This is a genomic window from Streptacidiphilus sp. PB12-B1b (assembly GCF_014084125.1).
Lineage (GTDB): Bacteria > Actinomycetota > Actinomycetes > Streptomycetales > Streptomycetaceae > Streptacidiphilus.
Window position 1 is genome coordinate 37,311 of sequence record NZ_CP048405.1, and the last position, 17,296, is coordinate 54,606.

General features: G+C 72.2%; 15 protein-coding genes. 11 read left to right on the forward strand and 4 right to left on the reverse strand.

Annotated elements, in window-relative coordinates:
- The first annotated feature begins 86 nt into the window (after window positions 1-86).
- The 3 genes from GXW83_RS00170 to GXW83_RS00180 all read left to right on the forward strand — a co-directional run bounded on the left by GXW83_RS00170 (window position 87) and on the right by GXW83_RS00180 (window position 2,849).
- Window positions 87-416 (forward strand): rhodanese-like domain-containing protein, encoded by a 330-nt coding sequence (locus GXW83_RS00170; RefSeq protein ID WP_182440853.1) that lies wholly within the window; start codon window positions 87-89, stop codon window positions 414-416.
- A gap of 80 nt (window positions 417-496) precedes the next feature.
- The gene (locus tag GXW83_RS00175) at window positions 497-2,344 is read left to right on the forward strand and encodes an AMP-binding protein (RefSeq protein ID WP_182440854.1); all 1,848 of its coding nucleotides are present in this window, start codon (window positions 497-499) and stop codon (window positions 2,342-2,344) included.
- Window positions 2,331-2,849 carry a GNAT family N-acetyltransferase gene (locus GXW83_RS00180; protein WP_182440855.1) on the forward strand — a complete coding sequence of 173 codons (519 nt, stop codon included), beginning with the start codon at window positions 2,331-2,333 and terminating at the stop codon, window positions 2,847-2,849. Before GXW83_RS00175 ends, GXW83_RS00180 begins: the two co-directional genes overlap by 14 nt.
- A 10-nt stretch (window positions 2,850-2,859) precedes the next feature.
- Here the strand turns inward: GXW83_RS00180 and GXW83_RS00185 are convergent, their stop codons facing one another.
- The 3 genes from GXW83_RS00185 to pdhA are packed head-to-tail and all read right to left on the reverse strand — an operon-like array spanning window position 2,860 to window position 6,403.
- Window positions 2,860-4,245, reverse strand: coding sequence for a dihydrolipoamide acetyltransferase family protein (locus tag GXW83_RS00185; RefSeq protein ID WP_182446921.1), 1,386 nt, complete (start codon window positions 4,243-4,245; stop codon window positions 2,860-2,862).
- Window positions 4,246-4,250: 5 nt separating this feature from the next.
- Window positions 4,251-5,273 (reverse strand): alpha-ketoacid dehydrogenase subunit beta, encoded by a 1,023-nt coding sequence (locus GXW83_RS00190; RefSeq protein ID WP_182440856.1) that lies wholly within the window; start codon window positions 5,271-5,273, stop codon window positions 4,251-4,253.
- Window positions 5,270-6,403 (reverse strand): pyruvate dehydrogenase (acetyl-transferring) E1 component subunit alpha, encoded by a 1,134-nt coding sequence (gene pdhA, locus GXW83_RS00195; protein ID WP_182440857.1) that lies wholly within the window; start codon window positions 6,401-6,403, stop codon window positions 5,270-5,272. The genes GXW83_RS00190 and pdhA overlap by 4 nt, the downstream gene beginning before the upstream one ends.
- Window positions 6,404-6,582: 179 nt before the next feature.
- Between pdhA and GXW83_RS00200 the strand changes: the two genes are divergently transcribed.
- A complete protein-coding gene (locus tag GXW83_RS00200) occupies window positions 6,583-7,308 on the forward strand; it encodes an Lrp/AsnC family transcriptional regulator (RefSeq protein WP_370466516.1) in 726 nt (241 codons plus the stop codon).
- A gap of 22 nt (window positions 7,309-7,330) precedes the next feature.
- On the opposite strand, the gene GXW83_RS00205 is transcribed toward GXW83_RS00200, so the two are convergent.
- Complete coding sequence (locus tag GXW83_RS00205; RefSeq protein ID WP_182440858.1) at window positions 7,331-7,939, reverse strand: TetR/AcrR family transcriptional regulator; 609 nt, start codon at window positions 7,937-7,939, stop codon at window positions 7,331-7,333.
- Window positions 7,940-8,070: 131 nt separating this feature from the next.
- Between GXW83_RS00205 and GXW83_RS00210 the strand changes: the two genes are divergently transcribed.
- The 7 genes from GXW83_RS00210 (at window position 8,071) to GXW83_RS00240 (ending at window position 17,281) form a co-directional block, all read left to right on the forward strand.
- Window positions 8,071-9,519: an MFS transporter gene (locus GXW83_RS00210; protein ID WP_225446658.1), complete on the forward strand. Its 1,449-nt coding sequence runs from the start codon at window positions 8,071-8,073 to the stop codon at window positions 9,517-9,519.
- Window positions 9,516-9,956, forward strand: coding sequence for a MarR family winged helix-turn-helix transcriptional regulator (locus GXW83_RS00215; protein ID WP_182440859.1), 441 nt, complete (start codon window positions 9,516-9,518; stop codon window positions 9,954-9,956). Before GXW83_RS00210 ends, GXW83_RS00215 begins: the two co-directional genes overlap by 4 nt.
- Window positions 9,957-10,068: 112 nt before the next feature.
- Window positions 10,069-11,733 (forward strand): phenylacetic acid degradation protein PaaN, encoded by a 1,665-nt coding sequence (gene paaN / locus GXW83_RS00220; protein WP_182440860.1) that lies wholly within the window; start codon window positions 10,069-10,071, stop codon window positions 11,731-11,733.
- A 312-nt stretch (window positions 11,734-12,045) separates the two neighbouring features.
- Entirely contained in the window at window positions 12,046-13,542 is a 1,497-nt protein-coding gene (locus GXW83_RS00225; RefSeq protein WP_225446659.1) for an APC family permease, read from the forward strand.
- Window positions 13,543-13,918: 376 nt separating this feature from the next.
- Complete coding sequence (locus GXW83_RS00230) at window positions 13,919-15,163, forward strand: spermidine/putrescine ABC transporter substrate-binding protein (RefSeq protein ID WP_182440862.1); 1,245 nt, start codon at window positions 13,919-13,921, stop codon at window positions 15,161-15,163.
- 40 nt (window positions 15,164-15,203) lie between these two features.
- A complete protein-coding gene (locus GXW83_RS00235; protein WP_182440863.1) occupies window positions 15,204-16,355 on the forward strand; it encodes an ABC transporter ATP-binding protein in 1,152 nt (383 codons plus the stop codon).
- Entirely contained in the window at window positions 16,352-17,281 is a 930-nt protein-coding gene (locus tag GXW83_RS00240) for an ABC transporter permease (protein WP_370466517.1), read from the forward strand. The genes GXW83_RS00235 and GXW83_RS00240 overlap by 4 nt, the downstream gene beginning before the upstream one ends.
- Window positions 17,282-17,296: the final 15 nt, after the last annotated feature.

Genomic DNA, 17,296 nt, shown 5'->3' on the forward strand with positions numbered 1-17,296 from the left:
GCCGGTGCGGCCCCGCGCGGTCCCGGTATCGGCGAGAATGGGCGCAGTCCCTCGGAGCAGCCGGGGCCCTGCCGTCGGGAGAGACCATGTTCCACGCCGCCGTCCCCACCGTGGACGCCGCCTCCGTGCCCGCCGGGGGCGCGCTGCTGGACGTCCGTGAGCAGGACGAGTGGGACGCCGGGCATGTCGAGGGGGCGCTGCACATCCCGATGGGCCAGGTGGTCGGGCGGCTCACGGAGCTGCCGGACGGGCCGCTGTACGTGATGTGCCGGGTCGGCGGGCGCTCCGCGCAGGTGGTGCAGTACCTGGTGGCGCAGGGCCGGGAGGCGGTCAACATCGACGGCGGCATGTACGCCTGGGAGGCGGCGGGCCGCCCGATGGTGAGCGGCTCCGGCGGCGAGGCGTACGTGCTGTAGCGGCTCTTGCGGTCTGCGGCCGGCGGCGGTAGGAACACGGCTTACTGACGGAGCGTCAGAAAGAGCCGGGGGTGCCGCCCATGCCCGCAGGACCGCAACCGCCCACCCTGGCCGAGGCCGTGCTGGCCCAGCGCGGCGTCCACCGCCCCGGCCTGGTCGGCGAGGGCTTCCGCTACACCCAGGACGAGGTGCTGCGGGCCGCCTGCGCCCGCGCCGCACTGCTCGGCGAGCTGCTGGCGTCCGCCGCCCACCCCCATGTCGGGCTGCTGCTCGACAACACCCCCGAGTACGTCCACTGGCTGCAGGCGTGCGCGCTGAGCGGGGCCACCGCCGTCGGCGTCAACCCCACCCGGCGCGGGCCCGACCTGTACCGCGACATCCAGCACACCGACTGCGCGGTGCTGGTCACCGAGGCCCGGCTGCTGCCGCTGCTCGACGGCGCGGCACTCCCCCAGCGGCTCCTGGTCGTCGACCGCCCCGGCTACGCCGACCTGCTCGACCGCTACCGGGACGCGCCGCCGCCCGCCGCGCTGCCCGGTCCCGGCACCCGGATGCTGCTGACCTTCACCTCCGGCTCCACCGGCGCGCCCAAGGCCGTCGTCTGCAGCCAGCGGCGGCTGGCCCGCGCGGGCGAGAAGCTCCGGGAGCAGTTCCGCCTGACCGCCGACGACACCGGCTACGCCTGCATGCCGCTGTTCCACGGCAACGCGCTGATGGGCCTGTGGTCGCCGATGCTGCTGGTCGGCGGCACGGTGGCGCTGCGCCGCCGCTTCTCCGCCTCGCACTTCCTGGACGACGTCCGCGCCCACGGCGCCTGCTACTTCACCTACGTGGGCCGGGCGGTCTCCTACGTGCTGGCCACCGAGGAGCAGCCGGACGACGCCCGCTCGCCGCTGCGGCTCGGCTTCGGCACCGAGGCGGGCGCGGTGGACGCGGCCCGCTTCGAGGCCCGCTTCGGCTGTCGGCTGGTCGAGGGCTACGGCTCCTCCGAGGGCGGCTGCAACCTGCGGCAGGAGCCGGACGCCCCGCCCGGGGCCGTGGGCCGCACCGGCTCGGGCCCCGGGGACGACCTCGCCGTGGTCGATCCCGGCACCGGCGCGGAGTGCCCGCGCTCCCGCTTCGACCGGCACGGGCGGCTGCTCAACGGCGCCGAGGCCATCGGCGAGCTGGTCAACCGCGCCGCCCGGCCCGGTGCGGGCTTCGAGGGCTACTGGCGCAACCCGCAGGCGGCCGCCGCCCGGGTCCGCGACGGCTGGTACTGGACCGGTGACCTGTTCCACCGGGACGCCGACGGCTGGTTCCGCTTCGCCGGGCGCAGCGAGGACTGGCTGCGGGTGGACAGCGAGAACCTGGCCGTCGCCGACATCGAGGCCATCCTCGCCCGCTGGCAGAGGGCCCGCGCCGTCGCGGTCTACGCCGTCCCCGACCCGGTGGCCGGGGACCAGGTGATGGCCGCGGTGGAGCTGCGCCGTCCGGCGCCCGGCGACGACTGCCGGGAGCTGTGCGCGGAGCTGTCGGCGTTCCTGGCCGCCCAACCCGACCTCGGGACCAAGATGCCGCCGCGCTTCGTCCGGCTGGTGTCGGCGATGCCGGTGACCGCGACCCACAAGACGGCCCGCGGCGGGCTGCGGGAGCAGGGCTGGCACACCGGCGATCCGGTGCTGTGGCGTCCCTACCGGCGCGGTCCGCTCCCGCTCCCGCTCCCGGCGGCGGGGCGGCCGGAGTACCGCAGGCTCACCGAGCCGGACCGCCGGGCCCTGCGCGCGCTGTTCGCCGAGCACGGCCGGGCCGGACTCGTCGGCCCGGGCGGGGAGACCGGCAGGCCGGAGCGGGAGAGCGGCGGGCGGGGTATCGGCGATGATGGCGGGGACCGCACCCCGGCGCCCCGGGTGCCCGAGCCCGCCGAAGGACCACATGACTGCAGGTAGGGCCCGCACCCTGCGCAGCGAGCGCCTCGAACTCCGCCCGGTCGGCTACGCGGCGGCGACGGACCTGAGCACGGGCGGCGACGGCGGCTTCGCCTGGGCCCCCGGCGGGCCCGGCGAGGGCACCCGCGACGCCGCCACCCTGGTCGCCCTTGCCGTGCTCAGCGGGGACTTCGACCCGGCCTGGGGCAGCTACGTCATCGTCCGCCGCCAGGACGGGACCGCCGTCGGCGGCATCGGCTTCCACGGGCCGCCGGACGACGGCTCCGCCGAGATCGGCTACGACCTGGCCGACTCGGCGCGCGGCCGGGGCTACGCGACCGAGGCCGCGCGGACCCTGTGCCGCCACGTGCTGAACCGGCCCGGGATCGACCTGGTGGTGGCCCACACCGAGCCGGGCAACACCGCCTCGCAGGCGGTCGTCGCCCGGGCCGGGTTCGTCCGGGACGGCGAGGGCGGGGACGGCCTGTACCGCTTCACCCTGCGCCGCCCCGGACCCCAGCGTTAACCGGCCTGCCTCAGAGGTAGCGGAGCAGCCCCGCCGGGGACTCCACCGCGTCGGCGATCAGCCGCAGCAACCCGCCCGCCGTCGCCCCGTCGCACACCCGGTGGTCGAAGCTGAGCGAGAGCTGCACGACCTGGCGGACCGCCAGCTCGCCGCCGACCACCCACGGCTTGGCGGTGATCCGGCCGACGCCCAGCATGGCCGCCTCCGGGTGGTTGATGATCGGCGTGGAGCCGTCGACCCCGAACACCCCGTAGTTGTTGAGGGTGAAGGTGCCGCCGGTCAGCTCGGCCGGGGAGAGCCGCCCGGCGCGGGCGGCCCCGGTCAGCCGGGCCATCTCGGCGGCCAGCTGCTCGGTGGTGAGGAGGTGCGCGTCCCGCACCACCGGGACGACCAGCCCGCGCTCGGTCTGGGCGGCGAAGCCCAGGTGGACGCCCGGGTTGCGGCGGACGCCGGTGGGGACGCCGTCGGCGGAGGCCACCACGGTGGAGTTCAGCTCCGGGTACCTGGCCAGGGCCGCCGTGCAGATCCGGGCGAGCAGTGGCAGCAGGCCGATGCGGGACTCCGGACGGCCCTGGTTGAGCGCCTCGCGGGCGGCCAGCAGCCCGGTGGCGTCGGCGTCCACCCAGCAGGTGGCGTCCGGGATCTCGTGCCTGCTGCGGGCGAAGCGCTCGGCGGCCAGCCGGGCGGCGCCGCGCAGCGGGATCAGCTCCCCGGCCTGGTTCCCGTCCGTGCTCCGGCCGATGTCCTGGCGCTGCTCGTGGTCGCTCCGGTCGCGGTCGGCACCGGCGATGTGCTGCTCCACGTCGGCGCGCAGGATCAGCCCGTCCGGTCCGCTGCCGCTCAGGGTGCGCAGATCGACCTCGTGCTCCCGGGCCAGCCGCCGGACCAGCGGCGAGATCACCGCCGGGACGGCGACCGGCTCGGCCACGGCGACCGGGGCGGGAGCAGGGGCGGGGGCGACGGCGACCGGGGCCGGCCGGGGCGCGGTGGCGGTGGTCGCCCCGGCGCGACGGCGGCGGGTGGAGCCGGTGCTCTCGGTGGTGCCGTAGCCGACCAGCACATTGCCCGAGCCCGAGCCCGAGCCCGAGCCCGACCCGGAACCGGAGCCCGATCCGGACGCCGGGCCCGCCGCGGGGGCCGTGCCCGGCTCCTGGCTGACGGCGACGGTGACCAGCGCCGCGCCGACCGGGACCTCCGTCCCGGCCTCGCCGAAGCGCGCGGTGACCACGCCGCCGTACGGGCAGGGCACCTCCACCACGGCCTTGGCGGTCTCCACCTCGGCCACCGGCTGGTCCACCGCGATGACGTCGCCGACCTCGACCAGCCAGCGGACGATCTCGGCCGAGGTCAGGCCCTCGCCCAGATCCGGCAGCGGGAACTCGCGTACGGAGGCCATGGTGCTCACTGCTCCCACTGGAGTCGGGCCACGGCGTCCAGGATCCGGTCGACCGAGGGCAGGTGGTGGCGTTCCAGCATGGGCGGCGGGTAGGGAATGTCGAAGCCGGTGACCCGCAGCACGGGCGCGGCCAGGTGGTGGAAGCAGCGCTCGCTGACGCGGGCGGCGATCTCGGCGCCGACCCCGGCGAACCCCTGCGACTCGTGCACCACCACGGCCCGGCCGGTGGCGCGCACCGCCGCGCAGACGGTCTCGTCGTCGAAGGGCACCAGGCTGCGCAGGTCCACCACGGACAGGTCCCAGCCCTCGGCGCGGGCGGCCTCGGCGGCCTCCAGGCAGACCGGCAGCGACGGGCCGTAGGTGAGCAGGGTGGCGGTGTCGCCGCTGCCCGGGGTGAGCGGGCGGCGGACGACGGCCTTGCCCAGCGCGGGCACCGGGGCGTCCGGCGTCCAGTCGGCCTTGGACCAGTACAGCCGCTTGGGTTCGAGGAACACCACCGGGTCGTCCGAGGCGATGGCCGAGCGCAGCAGCCCGTAGGCGTCGCCGACGGTCCCCGGGGTGACCACATGCAGGCCGGGGGTGTGCGCGTAGTACGCCTCGGAGGAGTCGCTGTGGTGCTCGACGCCGCCGATGCCGCCGCCGTAGGGGATGCGGATGGTGATCGGCAGCGGCATGCGCCCGGCGGTGCGGTTGCGCATCCGGGCGACGTGGGAGACCAACTGCTCGAAGGCGGGGTAGGCGAAGGCGTCGAACTGCATCTCCACCACCGGCCGCAGCCCGTACATGGCCATGCCGACGGCGGTGCCCAGGATTCCGGCCTCGGCCAGCGGGGTGTCCAGGCAGCGGTCGGCGCCGAACTCGGCGGCCAGGCCGTCGGTTATCCGGAAGACCCCGCCCAGGGTGCCGACGTCCTCACCGAGGATGTGGACGGTCGGGTCCTCGCGCAGGCTGTCGCGCAGGGCGGTGTTCAGGGCCTGCGCCATGGTGGCGGTGGAGGCCGGGGCCGCCTGCGGGGCGAGCGTGGTCATCGGGCACCCGCTTCGGCGTCGGCGGCCAGCTCGGCGGCCAGCTGGGCGGCCTGCTCGCGCAGCTGGGGTGTGGGCTCGGCGTAGACGTGGGTGAACAGGCTCAACGGGTCCAGCTCGGGTTTCACGTGAAACATCGCCCGCATCCGGTCGGCCAGCGCCTCGGCCTCGGCGGCGGCCTGCTCCACCTCGGCATCGCCGAGCACCCCGGCCTCGCGCAGGTGCCGCTCCATCAGCGGCAGCGGGTCGCGCTGCTGCCAGCCGGCGACCTCGTCCGGGGTGCGGTAGCGGCCGGCGTCGTCGGCGTTGGTGTGCGCCTCCAGCCGGTAGGTGATGGCCTCGACCAGCACCGGCCCCTTGCCGGAGCGGGCGTGGGCGACGGCGTCGCTGAGCACGCTGTGCACGGCCACCGCGTCGTTGCCGTCCACCAGGCGGCCGTGGATGCCGTAGCCGACGGCCTTGTGGGCCAGGGTCGGGGCGGCGGACTGCTTGGACAGCGGCACGGAGATGGCGTAGCCGTTGTTCTGCACCAGGAAGACCACCGGGGCGTTGAGGACCCCGGCGAAGTTGAGGGCCTCGTGGAAGTCGCCCTCGCTGGTGCCGCCGTCGCCGACCAGGGCCAGCGCGACGGTGTCCTCCCCGCGCAGCCGGGCGGCGTGGGCGAGGCCCACCGCGTGCGGGGCCTGGGTGGCCAACGGGGTGCTGAGCGGCGCGATCCGGTGCTCGTAGGGGTCGTAGCCGCTGTGCGCGTTGCCGCGCAGCAGGGTCAGCGCCTCCAGCGGGTCCACGCCCCGGGAGACCACGGCCAGGGTGTCGCGGTAGCTGGGGAACAGCCAGTCGGTGGCCCGCAGCGCCGTGGCGGCCGCGATCTGGCAGGCCTCCTGCCCGGTGGAGGAGGGGTAGACGGCGAGGCTGCCCTGCTTGGTGAGGGTGGTGGCCTGCTGGTTGTAGCGGCGTCCGACGACCAGCCGGCGGTACAGCTCGCGCAGCAGCTCGGGATCGGCCTCGGCGAGCGCCTTCGTGCCGAGGACGCGCACCGGCTCCGCGTCCGGGAGCAGGGGTGCGGGGTCGCGGCGGGGGGCGTGGGCGTCCGGTGGCCATGTCTGTGCGGCGGGGTGGTCCAGCACGGTCATGGGGGGCACCTCCAGGGTGGGTGTTGCGGGCAGGAAGGTGCTGCGGGAGGGGGTCGCCCTCCCTACCGATTGTTCGGTCGTTTGATCGAACTGGCTACTGTCCTGCCGAAGTGGTGGACATTCGGCCGGAGGCGCGGTCTGCTGGAGTCAGGACGTCCACAACGGGAGGGTCGGGGGACATGCCCAGTGAACATTTGGCCGGATCCGGCGACGCGCGTCCGGCCCGTGCCAGCGCCCGGCCGCCGCTGCCGCCGCTGACCGCCGGACCGGCGGCGGAGTGGGTGGCCGAGCGGGCCCGCCAGCGCTCGGCCTCGGTGCCGGGCCGGGCGGGGACGGCCCGGCCGGGCGCGGGCGGGGCGGCGGGCCATGCGCCGACCGGGCCGCGCGCCCCCGGCCGCGACCACGCCCCGGAGCAGCCGGTGCCGCAGCCCCCGGCCGGCGAGGGCGGCGAGCAGCGCCCGCTGGACCGGATCGACCGGGCGATCGTGCGGCTGCTGCAGCAGGACGGCCGGGCCTCGGTGCGCTCGGTGGCGGAGCGGGTGCACGTCTCCCGCGCCAACGCCTACGCGCGGATCGCGCGGATGGTGGACGACGGGGTGATCCGCGGGTTCACCGCCCGGGTGGACCACGAGCGGGCCGGGCAGGCCGCGTCCGCGTACATCACCCTGAAGATCGTGCAGAACTCCTGGCGGACGGTGCGCGGGCAGCTGCTGGAGCTGCCGGGGGTGGAGCACATCGCGCTGGTGAGCGGCGAGTTCGATGTGCTGATGCTGGTGCACACGGTCGACAACCGGGCGCTGCGGGAGCTGGTGCTGAACCGGATCCAGAGCATCCCGGAGGTGCTGGGCACGCACACGCTGCTGGTGTTCGACGAGACCGACCGGACGCCGGTGCTGCCGGACTGACCGCTGTGCGGCGGCGTCCCGGTCAGCCCCGGGGGGCGTGCAGGCCGCTGAGGCTGAGCTCGACCACGGCGTCGGCGATCTGCTGCGGCGACCGGCCGTCGGTCTCCGGGCGGTACCACTCCACCAGCGAGTTGACCATGCCGAAGATCAGCCGGGTGGCCAGCCGGGGGTCCACGTCCGAGCGCAGCTCGCCGGAGCGGACGGCGGCCGCCAGCAGCTCGGCCACGTGGTGGTCGAACTCGCGCCGCCGTTGCAGCGCCCACTTCTCCGCGTCGGTGTTGCCGCGCACCCGCAGCAGCAGCGTGACGTAGGGCAGCTCGGCGATCAGCACCTCGGTGGTGCGCCGGACGACGTGCTCCAGCCGGTCGGCGGCGGGGCCCTCGGCGGCGGCGGGCTCGTCCAGGATGGCGAACAGGCCGTCCAGGGCGCGTCCGACGGCCAGGTTGAGCAGCTCCTCCTTGCCCCGGACGTGGTGGTAGATGGACGACTTGCTGATGCCGGCGGCCCGGGAGAGGTCCTCCATGGAGGTGCCGTCGTAGCCGCGCTCGTTGAAGACCTGCACGGTCACGGCGAGCAGCGTCTCGACGGTGTAGCTGTCGCGTCGCTGGCGTGCCGGGTTCTTGTCGACCATGGGCACGAGTATCGCGTACCGCCCCGCGGGGCCCGCAGGCCGGACCTCGTCCGGGCCGGTTGTCGGCCCCGGGTGGTAGTTGTAGCGTTGTAACTGTTGTAGGAGTCGAACTATCAGGGGTGGGACTGCCGATGCCCGAAGCCGTGTCCGAACTCAGCGCCCGACGGCGCTTCCTTGTCCTGGCGATCTGTTGCATGAGCCTGTTCATCGTCGGCCTGGACAACACGATCGTGAACGTCGCGCTGCCCTCGATCCAGCGCGATCTGCACGCCTCGGTCTCCGGGCTGCAGTGGACCATCGACGCCTACACGCTGGTGCTGGCCAGCCTGCTGATGCTGTCCGGCTCCACCGGCGACCGGCTGGGGCGGCGCCGCACCTTCCAGACCGGCCTGGCCCTGTTCACCCTGGGCTCGCTGCTGTGCAGCCTGTCGCCGAGCCTGAGCTGGCTGATAGCCGCCCGGATGATCCAGGCCGTCGGCGGCTCCATGCTGAACCCGGTCGCCATGTCGATCATCACCAACACCTTCACCGACCCCAAGGAGCGCGCCCGCGCCATCGGCGTCTGGGGCGGCACGGTGGGCTTCAGCATGGCGCTGGGCCCGGTGGTCGGCGGCCTGCTGGTGGCCTCGGTCGGCTGGCAGTCGATCTTCTGGATCAACATCCCGGTCGGCCTGGCCGCGCTGGTCCTGGCCGGGCGGTTCGTGCCCGAGTCCAAGGCGGCCCGGGCCCGCCGGATCGACCCGGTCGGCCAGCTGCTGGTCATCCTGCTGCTGGTGTCGCTGACCTACGGCATCATCGAGGCCCCCGGCGCGGGCTGGCTCTCCGGGCAGACGCTGGGCTGCTTCGCGGTCGCCGCGCTGGCCGTGGCCGGGCTGGTCCGGTACGAGTCCCGGCGCGACGAGCCGCTGATCGACCTGCGCTTCTTCCGCAGCGTGCCGTTCTCCGGCGCCACCGTGATCGCCGTCTGCGGCTTCGCCTCGCTGGCCGGCTTCCTCTTCCTGAACACCCTCTACCTGCAGGACGCCCTGCACTACAGCGCGCTGAAGGCCGGGCTCTACACCCTGCCCATGGCGCTGATGACCCTCGTCTTCGCACCGCTGTCCGGGCGGATCGTCGGCTCGCGCGGGCCGCGGCTGCCGTTGGTGGTCGCGGGCGTCTCCATGTCGCTCAGCGGCCTGATGCTCACCGGGCTCAGCCTGACCACCCCGCTGTGGCAGCTGCTGATCGCCTATGTGCTGTTCGGGCTGGGCTTCGGCATGCTGAACGCGCCGATAACCAACACCGCCGTCTCCGGGATGCCCCGCAGCCAGGCCGGGGTGGCCGCCGCGGTGGCCTCCACCAGCCGCCAGGTCGGCCAGTCCCTCGGCGTCGCCGTCATCGGCTCGGTGGTCACCTCGGCCGTGCACGGCTCCACCACCTTCACCGAGGCCAGCCACACCGGCTGGTGGATCACCGTGGGGTGCGGACTCGCCGTGCTGTTCCTCGGTATCCTCACCACTGGCGCCTGGGCCAGGGGGACGGCTGACCGCAACGCCGCCCGGCTCATCCCCGAGGACGTGAGGAAACCGGTCAGCGTATGAACGCCCAGCAGTCCACCGGCACGCAGCCGGACACCGAACGGCCCGCCGCCGCGCACGTGTTCGAGACCATGCGCCGCCTGGTTCTGGAGCAGGAGGACCGCCGCGCCGAGGTCTCCGAGGCCCTCGGTATGAGCTTCATCCGCAGCAAGGCGCTGCGGCGGCTGGTCGACGGTCCGCTGCGGATGAGGGAGCTGACGGTGGGGCTGGCCACCGACAAGCCCTACACCACGCTGATCGTGGACGACCTGGAGCGGCGCGGCCTGGTCCGGCGCAGCGTCGACCCGGGCGACCGGCGCTGCAAGATAGTCACCATCACCGACTCCGGGCGGCAGGCCGCGGAGCTGGCCGAGGCGATCCTGGCCCGGCCCCCGAAGTCGCTGCTGGCGCTGGACGCGGAGGAGCTGACCACCCTGGAGCGCCTGCTGGCCAAGCTGTAGCGCCGGGCGTGGCGCACCGGTGACTGATCCGGTCGGCCCCCTTGAGCCGACCGACCATTCGGTTACTGTGGGTTCCGGCAGTGTCGCCAGGACCCACAAGGAGCTAGAGCCCATGGCCCACGAACTGATCCAACGCCACCAGGCCACCCTGGAGAGCGCCCTTGCGGCCTTCGCCGCCCGCGACCACTGGTCCCCGCACCCCGAGTCCCCCCGCGCCTACGGCGAGCCGGTGTCCGTGGACGCGTTCCAGGGCCGTGAGCTGCTGCTGGACCAGCCCGGCACGGACGGCAGGGTCGGCCCCGGCACCGAGGAGGGCGGCGAGCGCTCCCCCTACGGTCCGGAGCTGGGCGTCGCCTACCCGCACGCCAGCGACCCGGACGCGCTGACCGCCGCCGCCCGCGCCGCCCAGCCCGCCTGGGCGCAGGCCGGTCCGCTGCTGCGCGCCGCCGTCTGCTGCGAGATCCTGGCCCGGATCAACGCCCGCACCCCGGAGCTGGCCGCGGCCGTCATGCACACCACCGGCCAGGCGTTCGGCATGGCCTTCCAGGCCGGCGGCCCGCACGCCCAGGACCGCGCGCTGGAGGCCGTCGTCTGCGCCTACGCCGAGCAGACCCGGCTGCCCGCCACCGCCCAGTGGACCAAGCCGCAGGGCAAGCGCGATCCGCTGCGGATGGTCAAGGAGTTCGTCCCGGTCCCGCGTGGCGTCGCGCTGCTGATCGGCTGCAACACCTTCCCCACCTGGAACGGCTACCCCGGCCTGTTCGCCTCCCTGGCCACCGGCAACCCGGTCCTGGTCAAGCCGCACCCCCGGGCGGTGCTGCCGCTGGCGCTGACCGTGGAGACCGCCCGCGAGGTGCTGGCCGAGGCCGGGTTCAGCCCGGACCTGGTGCTGCTGGCCGCCGAGCAGCCCGGCGAGGGCCTGGCCAAGACCCTGGCGCTCCACCCGGACGTCCGCATCGTCGACTACACCGGCTCCACCGCCTTCGGCGACTGGCTGGAGGACAACGCCCGCCAGGCCCTGGTCTACACGGAGAAGGCCGGTGTGAACACCATCGTCGTGGACTCCACCGACGACTACCGGGGCATGCTGGGCAATCTGGCCTTCTCGCTCTCGCTCTACAGCGGCCAGATGTGCACCACCCCGCAGAACCTGCTGATCCCGCGCACCGGCATCACCACCGAGGCCGGTCCCAAGAGCTACGACGAGGTCGTCACCGACCTGGCCGATGCCATCGGCCAGCTGCTCGGCGACGACTCCCGGGCGGCGGCGCTGCTGGGCGCGGTGGTCAACCCGGGCGTGCTGGAGCGCGTCGAGCGGGCGGAGAAGGGCGAGTACGGCGAGCCCGCGCTGGCACCACGCGCGGTCGTCTCGGAGGAGTTCCCGCAGGCCGTGATCCGCACCCCGGCGCTGATCCGGCGCGACGCCGCCGACGGCGCCCTGCCCGACGAGTGCTTCGGCCCGATCGCCTTCGCGGTCGCCGTGGACGACACCGCCCAGGCCGTGGAGCTGCTGCGGGAGACCGTGCGCGAGCGCGGCGCGATGACCGCCGCCGGCTACACCACCTCGCCCGAGGTCGAAGCGGCCGTGGTCGACGCCTGCCTGGACGCCGGGGTGTCGCTCTCGCTCAACCTGACCGGCCAGGTCTACGTCAACCAGACGGCGGCCTTCTCGGACCTGCACGGCACCGGCGCCAACCCGGCCGCCAACGCCGCCTACTGCGATGCCGCCTTCGTCGCGTCCCGTTTCCGTACGATCGAGATCCGCCGGCACAACTAGGACCCGCGTCAGGAAAGTGCCAGGAATCACCAACAACGTGTCAAGAGGGCGTATGGATCTTTGACGGTTTGCCCGATGGTTTGGAACGGCAACAGGGCTGAGACTCTAGTGACCCCGTGACCGCCGGCTGCCCCGCAGCCCTGGGCTGGGACCGGGTTCCACGAGGACGGCAGGCACGGTGTTGCCTCTCCGATTGCCGTTCCATCCCACGCAGACCGGAGTCTCGCCCGGCCTCGCCCCGCCGAGGCCCGCGAGCTGATCTATCAGAGGTGATACATGACCGCAGCGATGATGGATCAGTCAGGTCGGCGTATGCCCGCCCCCCGCCGGGTGCGTTTGATGCCGCTGGTGGCGCTCATCTTCTTCAGCGTCTCCGGCGGCGCCTACGGCATCGAAAGCCTCTTCTCGACGTCCGGCCCCGGCATGGGCCTGTTGCTGATCGTCGTCGCTCCGCTCATCTACAGCATTCCGCACGCGCTGGTCTGCGCCGAGCTGGGCACCGCACTGCCGGTCGAGGGCGGCTACTACCACTGGGTCAAGAAGGGCCTGGGCAAGTTCTGGGGCTTCCAGCAGGGCGTGCTGCAGTGGATCTGCAGCTTCGTGGACATGGCCGCCTACCCGGTGATGTTCACCGGCTACCTGCAGAGCCTGGCCGCCTCGGTCGCCCCCGGCAAGCACGTGTTCTTCACCCTGGGGCACTTCCAGTTCGACCTGAACTGGTTCATCTGCCTGGCCGTGATCACCGTGTTCACCCTGATCAACCTGCTGGGCGCGGGCTGGGTCGGCGAGTCCTCGGTGGTCTTCGCGCTGATCTGCCTCACCCCGATGCTGCTGCTCAGCGTCATCGGCATCGTCCACCTGGTCACGCACGGCACCAACCCGGTGGGCTCGCTCACCAGCGCACCCGACCAGTCCACCTGGAACGCCTTCGGCGCCGGGCTGTTCATCGTGATGTGGAACTACTCCGGCTGGGACAGCGTGTCCAACGTCGCCGGGGAGATGGAGAACCCGCGCAAGCACCTGCCCAAGGCGCTGGGCATGGCGGTCGTGCTGATCATGGTCGGCTACCTGCTGCCCTCGCTCGCCTCGCTCGCGGTCGGCAAGGGCGGCCCGGCCGGCTGGGCGAGCTGGGACGACGGCTCGTTCTCCGACGTCGCCAAGCAGCTGGCGGGCCCGTGGCTGCAGATCACCGTGACCATCGGCGGCATGTTCGCCTCGGTGGCGATGTTCTCGGCGCTGCTCGCCTCCAACACCCGGCTGCCGTTCGTGCTGGCCCAGGACGGCTACTTCCCCAAGTGGGTGGCCAAGGAGAGCCGGAACTACCGGATGCCGATCGTGTCGATCATCGGCTCCTCGGTGATCTACGCGCTGTTCTGTCTGAGCAGCTTCTCCAACCTGGTCATCTTCGACGTCTTCCTGACCAACATCGGCATCCTGCTGGAGGTCGCCGCACTGATCGCGCTGCGGATCCGCGAACCCGAGCTGGAGCGGCCGTACCGCATCCCCGGCGGCTGGTGGTCCGTCTCGGTGATCGTGCTCTGCCTGCTCAGCGTCTGCGGCTGGGCCGCGTACCAGCAGGCCAGCGGCGACGGCGGCGGCCAGGCGGTGCGCTACTGCCTCTACATCGTCGGCGCCTCGGTGCTGCTCTACTTCCCCCTGGAGTGGTGGCGCAGCGCCAAGGCCCGGCGCGACCCGTCGCTCGACATGAGCCCCGGCAGCGAGGGCTACGCCCGCTGGCTGGCCGGCGCCATCAACCACGGCGGCGTCTCCGCCGCCCCGGCGCCGGACGAGGCCCCCGTCTCCGCCTGACGCCCGCCGCCCCGCCCTGGAAAGGCCGCACGGACACTCCGTGCGGCCTTTTCTGTGCCGTCGCTGTGCGCCGCGGGCACGCTTTTCGGCTGTCATATACGAAGGGCTTCGGTTACGCCTTTTACATCTTGTAGGTGGCCGAGCGGGCCCTTTGTGACGCAGGGTGAGCAGTGATGCGGATCACGTCGTTAATCTCGCCGACACATAACGATTCCGCCGTCGAAGCTGGTCAGAGCCTATGGAATTCGAAGATCACACGCTTAATCTCTGACCCAATCCAGGTACTCCCGATCCCCGCGTTCCCGCCATGCGACAGGTATCGCTGGAAAGGACCGCACAGCTCCCGCGCGCTCTGCAGAAAGGCATATCCCCCCTCATGACGGGCTCCAGTTCCTTCGATCTCGCGCGGTTCGCCAACCGCACCCGCGCCCACTCGGCCGCAGCCGCCATGAGTCGCCGCTCGCTGCTGCGCGGCGCGGCCGCCGGCGGCCTGGCCGCAGCCGGCGCCGGAGCACTGACCGCCTGCGGAGTGCAGGGCCACGTCGTCCCGCTGGGGGCCGCGGACATCGGCGAATCCGCGAAGGACTACTCCGCCACGGAGAAGAAGGTCGTCTGGGCGACCTGGCCGCAGTACATCGACGTCAGCGCGAAGAATCCGAGCGACCACCCCACACTCGACCAGTTCGAGAAGCAGACCGGCATCAAGGTCACCTACCTCGAGGTCATCAACGACAACAACGACTGGTACACCAAGATCGACCCGTACCTGGTCAAGGGGATCGACACCGGCTACGACGTGATGGTCGTCAGCGACTACATGATCGCCAAGTACAAGGCGTACGACTACATCCAGGAACTCGACCTGGCGAACATGCCCAACCACGCCAAGCTGCTGCCGAGCGTCCTGCGCGACCCGGCCGACCCCGGCCGCCGCTTCTCGGTGCCGTGGGCCTACGGCTACACCACCATCGCCTACAACAAGGACCTGGTGCGGCAGCCGATCACCTCCATCGCCGAGATCTTCACCCGCGCCGACCTGCGCGGAAAGGTCTCGCTGTTCAGCGAGATGGAGGACACCATGGGGCTGGCGCTGCTTGCCAACGGCTTCGACCCGGAGAAGTTCACCGACGCCCAGTTCAACCAGGCCCTGGAGTACGTGCGCCGGGCCAAGGACTCCGGCCAGGTCCGGGCCTTCACCGGCAACGACTACCTGAGCGACTTCCAGCAGGGCAACACCGCCGTCACCATGGCCTACTCCGGCGACGTCGCCCAGCTCGGCGTGGCCAAGCTGGTCACCGTGGACCTCCCCAAGGAGGGCCTGCTGTCCTGGTCCGACAACTGCGTGATCCCCAACTACGCGCGGCACAAGGCCAACGCCGAGAAGCTGATGAACTTCTACCTGGAACCGGACATCGCCGCCCAGCTGGACGACTACATCGACTACATCCCCTCGGTGCAGGGCGCGGTCGCGGCGCTCCAGCAGCTGGACTCCACCGCCGCCGCCGTCCCGCTGATCGTCCCCACCCCGGCGATGGACGCCGCCTCGCACGGTTTCATGGCGCTCACCATCGCCCAACTGGACGACTACACCAGTCGGTTCCAGCAGGTCACCGGCCAGTAGTCCCGCCTCCGCAGCGTTCCCCAGCGAAAGCAGAACCTCGATGAGCAGCAATGACGTACTCGGCCGGACCGAGGGCGGGGATCTCCGCCTGGCCGGCCTCACCAAGCGCTTCGGCTCCTTCAAGGCCGTCGACAACCTCGACCTGGTCATCCCGCAAGGGTCCTTCTTCGCCCTGCTCGGCGCCTCCGGCTGCGGCAAGACCACCACTCTGCGCATGGTCTCCGGCCTGGAGGAGCCCACCGCCGGGCAGATCTTCCTCGGCGACCACGAGGTCACCGACACCAAGCCGTACCGCCGCCCGGTGAACACCGTCTTCCAGAACTACGCGCTCTTCCCGCACCTCGACATCTTCGAGAACGTCGCCTTCGGCCTGCGCCGGCGCGGCTTCAAGAGCGTCAAGCCGCAGGTCGAGGCCATGCTCGAACTGGTCGAGCTGGGCCACCTGGCCAAGCGCAAGCCCACTCAGCTCTCCGGCGGCCAGCAGCAGCGCATCGCGCTCGCCCGCGCGCTGATCAACCAGCCGCAGGTGCTGCTGCTGGACGAGCCGCTGGGCGCGCTGGACCTCAAGCTGCGCCGGCAGATGCAGATCGAGCTCAAGCGCATCCAGACCGAGGTCGGCCTGACCTTCGTCCACGTCACGCACGACCAGGAGGAGGCCATGACCATGGCCGACACCATCGCGGTGATGAACCAGGGCCGGATCGAGCAGATGGGCTCCCCCGCCGAGCTGTACGAGAACCCGCAGACCACCTTCGTCGCCAACTTCCTCGGCCAGTCCAATCTGATCCCCGGCGTGGTCGAGGGCGTCGCCGATGGCGTGGTCACGGTCACCGCCCACGGCCGCCGGCTCACCCTGGACGCCGCGCGCTGCCGCGCCACCTCCGGCCCGGTCATCCTCGGCGTGCGCCCCGAGAAGGTGCAGCTGGCCGAGGCCGAGGACGACGTCCCCTCCGGCTTCAACGCGCTCAGCGGCACCGTCTCCGACGCCTCCTTCATCGGCGTCTCCACCCAGTACCTGGTGCGGCTCCCCTCCGGCGAGGAGCTGGCGGTCTTCGAGCAGAACACCGGACGCCCCATCCACCGCCCCGGCAGCGAGGTCGTCGTCCACTGGGATCCGAGCCAGGGCTTCGGCCTCGACGGCGCCCAGGACATCGACGCGGGCGCGGCCGTGGACGAGGAGGGCGCCGCGTGACCACGCTGACCACCCCCACCGCCCGGCCGCCCGCCGCCGAGCCGCCCGAGGACCGCAGGGCCCGCCGCAACTGGACCCCGTGGATCCTGCTGCTGCCCGGCCTGCTGTGGCTGATCGTCTTCTTCCTGGTGCCGATCCTCACCTCGGTCTCCGCCTCGGTGCAGACCGGCAACTTCGACGACGGCTTCAAGGTCACCTGGGACTGGGGCAACTACGCCACCGCGATCACCGACTACGGCACCCAGTACCTGCACTCGGGGATCTACTCCGTCCTCACCACCGTCTTCTGCCTGGCCCTGGGCTACCCCGCCGCGTACTTCATCGCCTTCAAGGGCGGCACGTACAAGTCGCTGCTGATGGCCCTGGTGATCGTGCCGTCCTTCACCAGCTTCCTGATCCGCACCATCGCCTGGAAGACGATCCTCGCCGACAACGGCACCGTCGTGCACGTCCTCGACCACGCCGGGGTGCTGCACATCACCAGCGCGCTCGGCTGGACCGTCGGCAACCACGTGCTGGCCAGCCCGGCCGCGGTGGTCTGCGGCATGGTCTACAACTTCCTGCCGTTCACCATCCTGCCGCTCTACACGTCGCTGGAGAAGATCGACCCCCGGCTGCACGAGGCCGGCCAGGACCTGTACTGCAACGCCTTCACCACCTGGCGCCGAATCACCCTGCCGCTGTCCATGCCCGGCGTCATCGGCGGCACCCTGCTGACGTTCATTCCCGCCGTCGGCGATTACATCAACGCGCAGCTGCTGGGCAACCCCAACACCAACGTCGTCGGCCAGAAGATCGAGGACCTGTTCCTGCGCGACACCCAGGGCTACCCGGTCGGCTCGGCGATCTCGGTCGTGATGATGGTCGCCACGCTCGTCCTGGTCATGACCTACATCCGCAAGGCCGGCACGGAGGACCTGATCTGATGGCCACGCTCACCG